Source organism: Oscillospiraceae bacterium MB24-C1 (assembly GCA_030913685.1).
Lineage (GTDB): Bacteria > Bacillota > Clostridia > Oscillospirales > Ruminococcaceae > Yanshouia.
On record CP133187.1, the window covers coordinates 898,514 to 913,063 of the forward strand.

The 14,550-nt window shown below is 46.6% G+C and carries 9 protein-coding genes; 4 read left to right on the forward strand and 5 right to left on the reverse strand.

Features of this window, described 5'->3' with window-relative positions; translation table 11 throughout:
- Positions 1-22 precede the first annotated feature (22 nt).
- Positions 23-1,111, forward strand: coding sequence for a DUF917 family protein (locus RBH76_04435; GenBank protein ID WMJ84680.1), 1,089 nt, complete (start codon positions 23-25; stop codon positions 1,109-1,111).
- Positions 1,112-1,194: 83 nt separating this feature from the next.
- Here RBH76_04435 and RBH76_04440 read toward each other — a convergent pair whose 3' ends face one another.
- Positions 1,195-2,994 carry a methyl-accepting chemotaxis protein gene (locus RBH76_04440; protein ID WMJ84681.1) on the reverse strand — a complete coding sequence of 600 codons (1,800 nt, stop codon included), beginning with the start codon at positions 2,992-2,994 and terminating at the stop codon, positions 1,195-1,197.
- A gap of 222 nt (positions 2,995-3,216) precedes the next feature.
- Here RBH76_04440 and RBH76_04445 point away from each other — a divergent pair, with 222 nt between their 5' ends.
- Positions 3,217-3,801 carry a TetR/AcrR family transcriptional regulator gene (locus RBH76_04445; GenBank protein WMJ84682.1) on the forward strand — a complete coding sequence of 195 codons (585 nt, stop codon included), beginning with the start codon at positions 3,217-3,219 and terminating at the stop codon, positions 3,799-3,801.
- 193 nt (positions 3,802-3,994) lie between these two features.
- On the opposite strand, the gene glgA is transcribed toward RBH76_04445, so the two are convergent.
- Genes glgA through glgB form a run of 4 tightly spaced genes read right to left on the reverse strand, consistent with a single transcriptional unit; the run spans position 3,995 to position 9,735 of the window.
- Entirely contained in the window at positions 3,995-5,434 is a 1,440-nt protein-coding gene (glgA, locus tag RBH76_04450; protein ID WMJ84683.1) for a glycogen synthase GlgA, read from the reverse strand.
- Between the two features lie 34 nt (positions 5,435-5,468).
- Positions 5,469-6,578 carry a glucose-1-phosphate adenylyltransferase subunit GlgD gene (glgD, locus tag RBH76_04455; GenBank protein WMJ84684.1) on the reverse strand — a complete coding sequence of 370 codons (1,110 nt, stop codon included), beginning with the start codon at positions 6,576-6,578 and terminating at the stop codon, positions 5,469-5,471.
- The gene (locus tag RBH76_04460; protein WMJ84685.1) at positions 6,575-7,792 is read right to left on the reverse strand and encodes a glucose-1-phosphate adenylyltransferase; all 1,218 of its coding nucleotides are present in this window, start codon (positions 7,790-7,792) and stop codon (positions 6,575-6,577) included. The genes glgD and RBH76_04460 overlap by 4 nt, the downstream gene beginning before the upstream one ends.
- Before the next feature lie 8 nt (positions 7,793-7,800).
- On the reverse strand, positions 7,801-9,735 hold the full coding sequence (gene glgB, locus RBH76_04465; GenBank protein WMJ84686.1) for a 1,4-alpha-glucan branching protein GlgB: 1,935 nt from the start codon (positions 9,733-9,735) through the stop codon (positions 7,801-7,803).
- Between the two features lie 377 nt (positions 9,736-10,112).
- On the opposite strand from glgB, the gene RBH76_04470 reads away from it, so the two are divergent.
- Together RBH76_04470 and RBH76_04475 are read left to right on the forward strand one after the other, a co-directional pair.
- Entirely contained in the window at positions 10,113-11,948 is a 1,836-nt protein-coding gene (locus RBH76_04470; GenBank protein ID WMJ84687.1) for a glycoside hydrolase family 13 protein, read from the forward strand.
- A 63-nt stretch (positions 11,949-12,011) separates the two neighbouring features.
- Positions 12,012-14,453, forward strand: coding sequence for a glycogen/starch/alpha-glucan phosphorylase (locus RBH76_04475; protein ID WMJ84688.1), 2,442 nt, complete (start codon positions 12,012-12,014; stop codon positions 14,451-14,453).
- The last annotated feature ends 97 nt before the right edge of the window (positions 14,454-14,550 follow it).

A 14,550-nucleotide genomic window follows, 5' to 3' on the forward strand; every position in this document is an offset into this window, starting at 1 on the left:
AAAGATTTGGGGAGAACTAACGATGATTAAATTAACAAAAGAACAATGTTTGCAAGCGCTTTATGGTGGCCTGCTGCTTGGTGGCGGTGGTGGCGGCAGCCTTAATCTTGGCGTAGAAGCTTTGGAAGAAGCTTTTCGTCACACCGACACGCTGACGCTTCTGGATATATCGGAGTTACAACCACAGGATACCCTTGTAAATGTCTCGCTGGTCGGAGCGCCCTCCGCCAAGGACACCTGTATAACCCTTGCCCATTGGCGGACGGTACTCGAAAATTTTGAGAGTAACAGTGGCATGAAAATTGCAGGCTTTACGACCTGTGAAAACGGCGGTGTCTCCACCTCCAACGGCTGGATCATTTCCGCCATAACTGGTATTCCGCTGGTGGATGCACCTAGCAATGGCCGCGCACACCCCTCAGGCGTGATGGGTAGCATCGGCCTGAACTGCGCCCCGGATTATACGACGGTACAGTCCGCTACCGGAGGCAAGGGAGAACGTTATGTCGAGACAGTAGCCAAGGGCAGCCTGATAGCAACATCTCACCTTGTACGTCAGACAGCGGTTGCAAGCGGCGGATTGTGTTGCGTGTTGCGCAACCCTGTCTCGGTGGCCTACGCAAAAGACCACGCCGCAGTGGGGGCTATTACGCAAGCGTTAACACTCGGCAAGGGTTATCTAGCCCGTCTGGGCAATATACCGGCACTTTTAAGTTTTTTAGAAACGGAATACAGTGCCGAAGTAATCTGCCATGGAACAGTTTTTGATTACAGCTTGAATATGGACGGCGGCTATGATATCGGTTCTTTACATGTTAAAGGCGACTCGGGCGACTACGAACTATCCTTTTGGAACGAATACATGAGCTTGGAGAAAAATGGTGTACGTCTCGGCACTTTCCCCGATCTGCTGGTGACACTAAACGCCTCCACCGGTCTTGCAGTATCCAGCGCGGAAATTGGCAATGGTATGCCGGTAGTGATTTTAAAAATCCCGGCTTCCCAGCTAATTTTAGGTGCAGGCATGTATCAGAAGCAGCTGTTTGAGGAGGCCGAAGCCATCCTGAAGCGTGAGCTGGTCAAATATCAGGCAAGCCTATTTACAAACTAAATCTTAACTCGTTCTACGACAAAATGATCCGCAGAAAAATATCTGCGGATCATTTTTATTACCTTGAAGTAGTCGCTGAAAGACTAATATTTACTATCGCTTTCGGTAAAAGAATTGTATTTTTCCAGTTTAACAGAAGATGTATGCACCGGTGCTGAATATATGGAATTCTCAGTCGATCTTAGTTTAAATCTATAAATGAGGTCTTTCAACACATTTGACTGACTTGACAATTCTTCGCTTGCTGCGGCGTTTTCTTCGGCAGTAGCAGCATTATTCTGAATCACTGAAGAAATTTGTTCCACGCCTTGATCAATCTGTACAATCGCAGTGGCTTGCTCGTGCGAAGCCTGCGAGATTTTATTAATTAACTCAAGTGATTCCACTGCCGCTTCGGCGCTCTTATCTAAAGAGCTTGCCGTATTAGTAGCAAGTTCCGAACCATTTTCAACTGCTCTAATCGTCTCTTCAATCAAAATGGTTGTGTTCTTTGCCGCCTCAGATGATTTTCCAGCAAGATTTCTGACTTCATCCGCCACGACCGCAAAACCTTTTCCGGCTTCACCTGCGCGCGCAGCTTCAACCGCAGCATTCAAAGCAAGAATGTTTGTCTGGAAGGCAATGTCATCAATAACTCTAATAATTTTAGAAATTTCAGATGACTTTACGGTTATTTGTTCCATCGCGGAAACCATATCCTTCATCTTAACATTACTGCTCTGCATTTCACTACCAGCAAACTCGGCTTTAACCTGTAGCACTTTTGAATTTTCTGCATTTTGCCTGATCTGCTCGGTGACCTCAGCAATAGACGCGGACAACTCTTGAATGGAACTGGCTTGTTCAGTGGCGCCTTGTGAAAGCGCTTGTGCTCCGCTTGCAACTTGATCTGCTCCGCTGTTAACCTGGTCTGCTGTTTGATCAATTTGCAACAATGTAGAATTAAGCCGCGTCAACAATGCCTGCATATTATCTTTTAACTTTTTAAATTGACCGACATATTCCTTCTGTGGTTCAATCGTTAAGTCTCCGTTTGCTACACTTAACAGCGCATCGGAAATTTCATCGATATATTCCTGATAATTTACCAATCTTTCTATGGTGAGATTAAAGGCCTTTGCAAGCTGCCCTATTTCATCTTTAGTCTTAATTGAAAGCGTTACATCAAAGTTGCCGTCGGCAATTTGCGCTGCCGCTGCCGTGACTTTTTTGATCGGTTTTGTAATGCCTACGCTGATAAAATAAGTGACTGCCCCGGCAAGCAACAATACAAAAATAAATAATGCAATAACCGTCTTTACTGTGGATTCTATCCCTGCACTGAGAATATTATTGATGGTCTCAATAGGTGTACCAACAAAATAGATGCCAATCACCTGATTACTGCCATCAAGAATCGGCGTGTAGCGTGTCATATAATGGGATCCCAGAATTTCAGCTTCCCCAAAATATACGTTGCCTTTTAATATTTCTTGGTAAACAGCAGCGTTTGTATCTAATTGGGTTCCAATTACTCTTTCGCCACTGCTATCCATAATATTTGTCAGTATTCTAACGTAATTGTCCCCATCTTTAGCAAAGACGGTTGCAACAAGATTCATATTTTGAGCTAATCTATCGATATACTCAAATCTTCCGTCAATACCTTGTCCGTTCTTATCAACTAATTTACCATTACTTTTAAGGCTCAATGAGCCAAATTGTTCATCGAGATAAGTTTGCAGCATGTTATTGGCACCAGCAAGTTCGTCATGAAATTGTGTCTGCATAATTTCATTTGTCATATTAAAGCTTGTTAAAAGCCCAAACGTTACGGTTAGCAAGGAAGAAACAGTAACCAAAATAAGTATAATTAGAATAAGTTTTGCTTTTAAACTTCTCATTGAGCGACACCTCGATCTTTCAAAATTTTTGTTACCATAACCCATAGACTAACTATCGTATGTTAGGTATCGAATTTTTTTATAACATATTTTGAAGAAATTTTCAATATTTTTTTCAAAATGTGATTAATTGCCCCAGGAAAAATACTATTATTTGACAAAATGGAAATATTTATAGTAATGTTTAAGAGCACTAACTATTATGACAGCTGGAGGATGCCCATGGACAAAAAGCAAGAAATACTAGATGTTACATATGATCTTTTTTCTGAAAAAGGATACAGCCTATCCATGTCTGAAATTTCGAAAGCGGTTAATATAAAAACACCATCACTTTATAGTCACTTTAAAAATAAAGATGAAATTATAGAGGTAACAATAAAAAAAGAAATTGAGCGGTGCTTCAATACTATTTATAAAAAAGAATCGGAACTGGCCAATAGTAGCTGTGAAGAAAACCTTAAATCGTTATTTTTTTTAGCAGTAAAATATTATAAAGACAACAGAAGAATGCGATTTTGGTGCCATATTTCTTTACTACAACATGAGCATCTCAAGAATATTAGCAGGCTACTGATTGAAAATAGGAATTCTTATCTAGCTAGCAGTGTAAGAAGTTGTTTTAAAAAGGGAATTGAGGACAAAGAGATTAGAGAGGATATAACGGACGGCGCAATCTATCTATATTTATCAATGATACAGGGCTTTTTGGAGGTTGCACAGTTTAATCTGAGCAATGACGCAATCGAAGACCAAGCAACAATGGTTTGGGACGCTTATTGGAACGGTATAAAGTTTCAAGGGTGACTCACCATTTAAATTACTCACGTATAAATAAAATCACCTTTCGCAAACACATGATTAAGCGATAAGAAAAGTCCGCCCTGACGTTCAATTGAACATCAGGGCATCAGCTTTTCTGTTTAAAAATGCTATATCAAAATACAACCTATAAACCGACGTAAGAACCAGTCAGCTAATTATTGATCATGAAGGATGATTACGCTTCTTGAACACCTGTTAATGCACAATACACATCGAGATATTTTTTCGCCGAATTTCCCCAAGAAAAATCGCGGCTCATGCCGTTGCGGCGCGCCGCCCGCCACATCTGCTTTTGATGATACAGCGATAAAGCCCGGCGCAGCGCGTCCAGCATATCCCAGACTTCATAAGACTGAAACGTGACGCCGTTGCCCTCCCTCGTTTCGGGGTTGAATGGTATCACCGTATCTTTCAGGCCACCCACAGCGTGAACGACCGGAACAGTACCGTAACGCATGGCGATCATCTGAGCTAATCCGCAGGGTTCCGAACGGGACGGCATGAAAAATACGTCGGCCCCGGCATATATCCGGGAGGCCAAGGTCGGAGAAAAGCCAATTGAACAGCCCACCTTGTCGCTGACTCTAGCGCTCCAGTCTTGTATCATGGCTTCAAATTCTGAATCGCCCGAGCCGAGCACAACCAACTGCATATCCATCGTGGATATCTCATCCATCGCTTCACGGATCAGGCCCAGCCCCTTCTGCGGCGTCAGTCGGGTGACCATGCCGATAAGCGGTACACCCGAAATCTGTGCCAGACCCAGCTCCTTTTGCAAAGCGCGTTTGTTAAGGGTCTTAAACCGCAACGTCTCTAGGTCATATCCACAGGTCAGGTTTTGATCGGTTTTAGGGTTAAATAGCTCGGTATCAATACCGTTGACAATGCCAACCAGCTTCTCGTTTCTAGCCTGTAAAATGTGATGCAACCCCGAGGAATAAAAGGGGTCAAGAATTTCCTTTGCATAGCTTTCGCTGACAGCAACAACTGTATCGGCACTTTCAATACCACCTTTTAAGATATTTAGGCAGCCATCATACATCAAGATGTCGCGAAAGGCCGCATCCAGCCCGAACACATCACCCAAAATATAGGGGTCGTATTTTCCCTGAAACTCAATGTTGTGAATAGAGATCACAGTGCGGGTACTTTCATACCCCTTTGTCTGTCGGTAGAATGCATTCAGATACAGGGGCACCAGTGCCGTGTGCCAGTCGTTTGCGTGAATCACGTCTGGGTAAAACCCGATGTGCGGCAAAACTTCGAGAACCGCTTTGGAAAAAAATGCAAAGCGCTCTGCATCATCGCGTTCACCATATACGGAGGAGCGTTTGAAATACTGCTCGTTATCCAGCAAATAATAAGTCACTCCGTTGTGTTCACCTTGAAAAATACCACAGTGACTTACCCGCCACCCTGAAGGCACTCCGATGCTGGTCACAAAGGTCAGCGTTTGGCGTAGCTGCTCCGGAATTTGTGCATACAGCGGCAGCACGACTCTGGCGTCCGCCCCCAATGCATTGAGGGCTGCGGGTAGTGAGCCCATTACATCGCCCAGACCGCCAACTTTGATAAATGGCAAAGCTTCGGCTGCCGCAAATAAAATCTTCTTCATCTTATTCCCCTCTCGTTTCAGCCAAATACATTGGTTAGATCACCGCGTTTTTTTCAACGACAAAGGGATAGCTTTCACCGCCGTTAAACGAATGGCCTGTCGTCACCTGTACGTCCTTATCAAGAATGGCGTTGGACAGAGTGGAATCCCCCTCCAGAATACAGCCCTGCATCACAATAGAGTTTCGCACGAGAACACCTTTTCCGATGCGAACATCGCGAAACAAGATGCTATTTTCAACCATACCGTCAATGTGGCAGCCGTCGGCAATCATACTGTTCGCTACGCGGCCGTATTCGCCGTACATGGTGGGAACCGTGTCTTTGATTTTGGTAAGGATATGTGTCTCGGAGTCCAACAGCTCCCTGCGGACATTGGCGTTAAGTAGGTCCATATTGGTACTGTAATAATCTTGAAGAGTGCGGATAGCGGAGAAATAACCTTGATATCGATAGGCATAAAACCGTTGATTCAAAAATTTCTTAGCAATATAATCGCGGTTAAGATCCGACCAGCCATAGGTGGCCCCCTGATCCACCAGATCGAGTAACACAGACTTATGCATAATAAAAATTTTTCGCAATAGCACAGCGGTTTCATTCTTGCTTCCCGTGTGGCATCGGGCGTCACATATGATGCCGTCCTCCCCCACCGAAACCTCCGTGTCGCCCTGACGTGGCTGACCCTCGTTGCAAACCACGGTCAAATCTGCGCCGGATTCGATGTGCTGCCTAAGCACCTGCCGAAGGTCGACCGTGCAGACCAGATTGGCATCGGCCACAATAGCGTATTCCGGCAGCAACCGGGTCAGGTAAGTATGAAAGCTGGAAAGTGCCTCAAACCGGTTCTGATAATGATAGCCTGATTCACTCATGAAAGGCGTAAGCAGCTTGAGTCCCCCATTTTTACGGCTTAAATCCCAGTCCTTTCCGGTTCCAAGATGGTCGGCAAGCGAGGAATAATGCTTACGGGCAACCACGGCGACTTCCGGTACCGAAGCGTGAACCAAATTGGATAACATAAAGTCGATCAACCTGTAACGCCCACCGAATGGCAACGAGCCCACCGTACGTTTTTTGGTTAGCACGCTGACGGTATCTTCTTTAAAAGAGTCACTGAACAAAATGCAAAAGGCGTTCATCATATCATCTCCTTTTTCTCCACAGCGGAAATCATTTGTTTTGGCAATACAACCTGACCACTTTTAATCACCGCACCCTGTCCCACAACGGCGATGCCCCATTCTTCGCGGTTGGGATAATCCTCGGGGGAAGCGCCGACAATCGCGCCATCCTCAACAACGACATCGTCCGCCAGAATAGCATAGCGCACCTTGGCATTTTTACCAATACGGACATTTTTCATCAACACAGAATATTCTACGCTGGCGCCCTCACCCACCTCTACACCAAAAAATAGCACGCTGTAATTAAGCTGACCGTTCATTTCGCAACCCTCGGTCAGCATAGAGTTGACTATTTGGGCTTCGCTGCCCACATATTGCGGCCGTGTAGACGCGTGTCGGGAATAAATGCGCCAGAGAGGGTCGCCCAAGTTCAGAGGAAGATTCGGGTTTAGAAGATCCATGTTGGCTTCCCACAATGACTCGATGGTGCCAACATCCTTCCAGTATCCCTGAAACGGATAGGCAAATACCCGCTCGTCGTTTTTGATCATCGCTGGAATGATGTTCTTGCCAAAATCCTTGGAGGAGGTTGTGTCTGCTTCGTCCTCGATCAGATAACGACGCAACTTCTCCCATGTAAAAATATAAATCCCCATTGAAGCCTTGGTGGATTTGGGTTGTTTAGGCTTTTCTTCAAACTCGTAGACCGAGAGATCTTCGCGGGTGTTCATGATGCCGAAGCGGCTTGCCTCTTCAATGGGTACATCCAGAACCGCAATTGTTATACCGGCGTCTTTTTCCTTGTGGAACGCGAGCATATTCCGGTAATCCATTTTGTAGATGTGATCGCCGGACAGCACCAACACATACTCCGGATGATACTGCTCAATAAAGTTAATATTCTGATAAATGGCATTGGCAGTTCCCGCGTACCATTGGCTTGCTTCGCCGGAAACATAGGGTGGCAGAATACTGACCCCTCCGTTGAGCCGATCTAAGTCCCAGGGCTGCCCATTGCCTATGTAGGTATTGAGCTCCAGCGGTTTATACTGGGTCAACACACCAACAGTATCAATTCCCGAATTCGAGCAGTTGGATAACGTGAAGTCAATAATTCGGTATTTCCCGCCAAAGGGTACGGCGGGTTTTGCCCTTTCCTTTGTCAGGATGTGGAGTCGATTCCCCTGACCGCCCGCAAGCAACATGGCGATCATTTCTTTTTTAGCAGCCATCGTATATATCATCCTTTCTGTTTGAGTGCTTGTGATTTGTGTCCAGCTTTTAAATTGACACCTTTTGATTTTAGCCCCGGCTTATAGAGAAAAATGGTGGAAAAGGCCGGAAGTGTCAGAGTGATATGCTGTTTAAATCCGTGGAGCCCGCCCTTTTGTGCCATACAGCGTCCATTCTGCAGGCCTGTGCCACCAAATTCTTTTCGGTCAGAAGAAAAAACTTCGGTGTAATAACCGCGATTTGGCACGCCAAGCTGATAATCCACATGGGTCAGTGCGGAGAAATTACAGACCACCAGCATCTTATTGCCAGCGTCATCTATGCGTATAAACGCGAGAACGTTGTTTTGGGCGTCGTCCAGACTGACCCACTTAAATCCTTCCCAAGAGTGGTCGTTTTGCCACAGCGTCGGCTGGCCGCGATAAAACAGATTGAGCTGCCTGACAAAATCCTGATGTTGCCGATGCTTGTCAAACTCAAGTAGGCACCAGTCCAGCTCGACATCCTCATCCCATTCCTTAAACTGGGCAAGCTCTGCGCCCATAAAAACCAGCTTTTTTCCTGGATGCCCATACATATAGCACAGATATGCCCGAAGATTTGCAAACTTGTCGTGATATTCCCCTGGGATTTTATCAACGAGCGTGCGTTTTCCGTGCACCACCTCGTCGTGGGAAAGTGGCAGCACATAATTTTCAGAAAAAGCATAGGTTAGAGGGAAGGTTAGCTTATTCTGCTCATATTGGCGAAAAAACGGATCGGTTGACATATAATACAGCGAATCGTTCATCCAGCCCATGTTCCACTTATAGTTAAAACCTAGGCCGCCCTTGTCTACCGGGCCAGTAACCATCGGCCACGAGGTGGATTCCTCGGCGATCATCATGATGCCTGGGAACTCAAGGAATGCTCTGGTATTTAATGCTTTGATGAATTCCACTGCCTCTAGATTGCCATTTCCGCCGAAGCGATTGGTCTTACACTCCCCCGCCTTGCGACCGTAATCCAGATACAGCATCGAAGCAACTGCGTCCACCCTCAGACCGTCCATATGATACTGTTCCAGCCAGTAGCAGGCGCTGGAAATCAGAAAGCTTCGCACCTCGTTTTTTCCATAATCAAAAATACGGGTGTTCCAATCGAGATGCTCACGCATCACCGGGTCAGCATATTCATAGCAACAGGTACCATCAAATTCATACAGGCCGTGCGCATCCTTGGGGAAATGCGCAGGTACCCAATCGAGTAGCACACCGATTCCCGCCTGATGGCAGGCATCCACAAACGCCATCAGTTCTTTGGGCGTCCCATAGCGGGAAGAGGGGGCAAAATAGCCCGTCACCTGATATCCCCATGATTTGTCATAAGGATATTCACTTATGGGCATCAACTCAATATGGGTGTAGCCCATATTTTTTATGTAGGGAATCAATTCTTCAGCTATTTTTGTATAATCCATGACATTGCCGTCGGGATACCTCCGCCAGGAACCGAGATGCAGCTCGTAGATATTCACCGGATCTTTATAAGGCGCCCGGCGCGATGCCATCCACGCCTCGTCATGCCACTCATAGCCCGAAAGTGTGTAGACCTTCGATGCGGTTCCGGGGCGGGTTTCACTGTGAAAAGCGTAAGGGTCGGCCTTCAAAAATGCCGCCCCCTGTTTGGGTACAATAACATATTTATAGGCGTCATACTGCTTGACACCGGGCACTACACATTCAAATACACCACCCGAAGTGACGCAGCGAGCCTGATGCATATCAGGTGCCCAGTCACAGAAATCCCCCGTCACGAAAACTTTTGTTGCGTTTGGTGCCCAAACACGAAACACACACTCGTTTTCTCCCAGATGAGCGCCCAAATATGCATAGCTTCGGTAATTGGTTCCCTCATGGAATAAATATTCCGCGAGGTTTGATTTTTTGCTGGTTCGCTTCATTTTTGCCACCCTCCCCGGGAACAATCATTTTCTTTGCCGTTTTTGAGATATGGCTCCCGACTACTTTTCATAAATTTTATATTCTTATTATATAAACTTAACAAAACAACATTTAACGCAAGAGGTTCTTTATGTAATATTTTACAATATATTCGTGAGAATTAAAAGAGCTTTTTTACTTTTTGGGAATGAGTTTTAGCGACAACTATTCTAATTTTAATATGGCAGCTACTCGAATGATTAGCGAGTGGTGGTATGGCTATTAAAAGACTGTCGCAACCTCTGTTTTCGGCTCGAGATGGCGTTAAAGGGCGACCAACAATTGAAAAAGACGGGAAATTATTGTATGATCAAAGCTAAACTTGCAGGAGGCTATTATGACCATTCAATTCGACTCTCGAAATGCGGATAGTAAAGCCCCCTTTGGCGCGGTCAAAACTGGCCAGCCTATCCATTTTTGTGTCCGTTGCGGGCACAATGATGCCGATGTGCGCATTATTGTGCGAAACGATGCCGACACTTTTGAGCAGCGTGTCGCGCTGTTACCTGCCGAAACTGACGCTGATGGGTTGACAGCATACCGCGGGACGATCACGCTTTATTCAGCGGATTTATATTTTTACCGCTTTGAAATCCGGACTCAAGAAACGCTTCTTTTCTGCGGCAAGAGCGATAGCCAACTGCAAACAGGAGACTGGCTGCCTGAGTGGCAGCTAACGGTTTACGAAGCCGATTTTACCACCCCTGACTGGATAAAAGGCGGGGTGATGTATCAGATTTTCCCCGACCGTTTTGCCCAAAGCAACACATTCACGCCTTTGCCCATTTCGGGTGAGAGAATCCGCCGGGAGGACTGGGGCGGTGTACCCCAGTCGGCTTTGGATACACCGAACTATGCCGCTAAGGACTTTTTTGGTGGTAGCCTGAAAGGTATCACCGAGCATCTCGATCATCTCGAGGCGCTTGGCGTCACTTTGTTATATTTAAACCCTATTTTCGAGGGTCCGGAAAATCACCGCTACGGCACGGGCGACTATTTCAACATCGACCCATGGCTAGGGCAAGAAGCAGATTTTACCGCGCTTTGCAAAGCCTGCGAATGCCGCGACATTCGGGTGATTCTCGATGGCGTTTTCAGCCACACCGGGGCGGATAGCCGCTATTTCAACCGTTTCGGTCATTATCCTGAGACTGGTGCATTCCAGAGCAAAGATTCGCCTTATTACAGTTGGTATCAATTTGCCGAGTGGCCCAATGACTATGCTTGCTGGTGGAACTTTCCCAATTTGCCGGAGGTGGCGGAGGAAAACGCCGATTATGTTCGTTTTATTACTGGAAAAAAGGGCGTTTTAGCCCACTGGCAGACAAGGGGCTGCAAAGGCTGGCGACTCGACGTCGCCGATGAACTGCCGGAAGGTTTTCTTGACCGGATTCGCGCTGCCGTCAAAGCAGCCGATCCCGACGCCTTCATTTTGGGCGAGGTCTGGGAAGATGCCTCCAATAAAATTAGTCAGGGGCACCGGCGGCACTATCTGTTGGGGCAGCAACTGGACAGCGTGATGAATTATCCCTTCCGCACTGCTATTATAGATTTTGCGTTAAGTGGAAATTCCGCCAAATTCCAAGATGAAATTCTAACGATTCTTGAAAATTATCCGCAGCCTGCTATTGATGCGGCTATGAATATGCTCTCGACCCACGACACGGTGCGCATCCTTAATGAATTGGGCGTAGTACAACCTGTAGAAAGAACACAAAAAGCCGGCCATATGCTCTCAAAAGAAGAATATGAAACCGGAAAGAACCGTCTGAAAATTGCCGCGTTTTTACAATTCACCCTCCCTGGCATCCCCAGTATCTATTATGGCGATGAGGTCGGGCTAACCGGTTTTGAGGACCCTTTTAACCGAAACTGCTACCCTTGGGGGCAGGAAGATTATGACCTGCTCTCTTTTTTTAAAACACTCTCAGCCTTTCGCAAAAGCCACCGGGACGACTTTTCGGCTGGATTTTCTCCGGTTTTGGAGAACTCGGGACTTTTCGCCTTCCGTCGCGGAAAAATACTGTGTATAACGCATTTTGGCGAAGAGCCACAGCCAATGACATTGGCAAAAGCGCCTATAATCTTATTTTCAGGTGGGGGAGTTGATCTGGAGGGAACGACGCTCCTGCTTAAAGCCCAAAGCTTTGTCGCATTGAAGATAACGGACTAACCAACCAAGGAAGTGCTATTGTTATTGACCTGAGCATAAACCCATAGGAAAGGAATGAGCAACATGTTTCATATCAGTGAAGAAATGCTGCGGGAAAACCTGATCACCAAGCTGGAAACCCATATGGCCAAGGGCGTGGAGGATGCAAACCCTCAGGACATGTATCAGGCCCTCTCACTGCTAGCCAAGGATTATATTATAAAGAACTGGCTGAGAACCAATAAGTACTATCGTCACCACGACGTTAAGCAGGTCTATTATTTCTCTCTTGAATTTTTACTGGGGAAGATGCTGCCCAAGCATCTGGATCGATTGGGTCTCACCGAAAAGGCTGAACAGGCGTTATCGGAACTCGGCTTCAATATCGAGGATATTTTGGCTTGCGAGCCAGATTACGGCCTTGGTAACGGCGGTTTAGGCCGCCTGGCCGCCTGTTTTATGGATTCATTGGCGTCCTGCTCCTTTGCAGGCCATGGCATCGGTATCCGCTATAAGTACGGTCTCTTCAAGCAGAAGATCGTCAACGGCTATCAGGTGGAGGAAGCGGACGACTGGCTGGAAACTGAAAACCCGTGGGAAATTGTCAAAACCTCTGACACGGTGGAGGTGCCGTTTTACGGCAATGTGCGGGAAGAGTACCACGATGGACGGATGTTCTTCATCCACGAGAATTACCAGACGGTTTTGGCCATCCCCTACGATATGCCTATGGTAGGATATGGAAACGGAGTTGTCAATACCCTACGTCTTTGGAGTGCCGAACCCAAGGACGGTGACTTTGACTTTCAACTTTTCAGCAAGGGCGACTATGCCAGCGCTGTGGCCTATCGCCAGTCGGTGCGCGCCATTTCAGATGTGCTCTATCCCGATGACTCCCAGTTTGACAATCGGGTACTCCGCTTAAAGCAGCAATATTTCTTTGTTTGCGCCGGAATATCCAGTATCCTAAACGATTATTGTAAAAAAGGGCACAGCATCATGGATCTGCCCCGCTTTATTTCCATTCACATCAACGACACCCACCCCGCTCTTGCGGTTCCGGAGCTGATGCGCGTGCTGCTGGACATTCACGGCCTGGACTGGGACACGGCGTGGAACATCACCCGCAACGTCATTTCTTATACCAACCATACCGTCATGCCTGAAGCACTGGAGGTTTGGCCCAAGGAAATATATCAAAGGCTTTTACCCCGAATCTATCAGATTACTCACGAAATCAACGAGCGTTTCTGTCATGAGCTGTGGCAGGTTTATCACTATGACCTTGACAAAATATCCCGCATGGCGGTGGAGGCCGACGGCTATATCAGGATGGCGCACATGGCCATTGTGGGAAGCCACAGCGTCAACGGCGTGGCTCAGGTGCATTCACAGTTGTTAAAAAGCCAACTTTTTGCCGATTTTTATCAAACTTATCCGGCACGGTTCAACAATAAAACCAATGGCATTACCCACCGTCGCTGGTTGATGACGGGAAATCCGCGCCTAACCGCGCTGCTTAATGACGCGGTTGGTCTTAACGTTGCGAAAACGCCCACCCATCTTGCTGAGATCACCAAGCAAGGGCTTGAGAAGGATGAGGGCTTTTTAAAGGCATTGGCTCATGTCAAAGCAGAAAACAAAGTAGAGTTTTCTGACTTTTTGAAAAAGGAACACGGCTTTTCGGTTGACCCTACCTTCCTGTTTGATTTTCAGGTGAAGCGAATTCACGCTTATAAGCGTCAGCTTTTAAACGCCCTCAAGATCTTAGATCGCTATTGGGCTATCAAGGAGGATGGGCGCACCGATTTTACGCCTACAGCGTTTTTCTTCGGCGGAAAAGCCGCGCCGGGTTATGCCTATGCCAAAAACGTCATCAAACTGATTCATTCCATCGCCGCACTGGTCAACAACGATCCCGCAGTTAGTTCCCTGATGCAGGTACTGTTTTTGGAAAACTATAATGTGTCACTGGCGCAGCGGATCTTCCCTGCCGCCGACATTAGCGAACAAATTTCCACCGCCGGCACCGAGGCTTCCGGCACCGGAAACATGAAATTTATGCTAAACGGTGCGTTGACTTTAGGTACCATGGACGGCGCCAATATTGAAATTGCTCAGGCTGTAGGGCCAGACAATATTTTCACCTTCGGCCTTTCAGTGGATGAAGTCATGCGCGCCCGGCAAGAAAACAGCTACCACAGCGCCGAAGTCTATGCCTCGAACCATCGTATTAAGCGGGTGTTGGATACGCTGACCAATAGAACTTTTGGCGACGCTTCTCCCGAAGAATTTCTCCCCATTTTTAATGCACTTGTCTTACAAAACGATTATTATTTTTATTTGGCAGACTTTGATTCTTATGTTAAAACAGCCGAAACAGCCGGTCGCATCTACCGTGAAGACCCTATGCACTGGCTTAAAATGTCTGCGGTCAATATTGCGCACGCAGGTCAGTTTTCAAGTGACGAAACGATCCGAGAGTATTCTAAAGATATCTGGAATATCCATCCAACCAAGTTGTAGCCTCCCTCAAGAGATAAACACGGGTATGCTGAATTTTCGGCATACCTGTTTTTAATATTCTCCTGTGTGCAGTCATGTGATATAATAGTAGTAATAC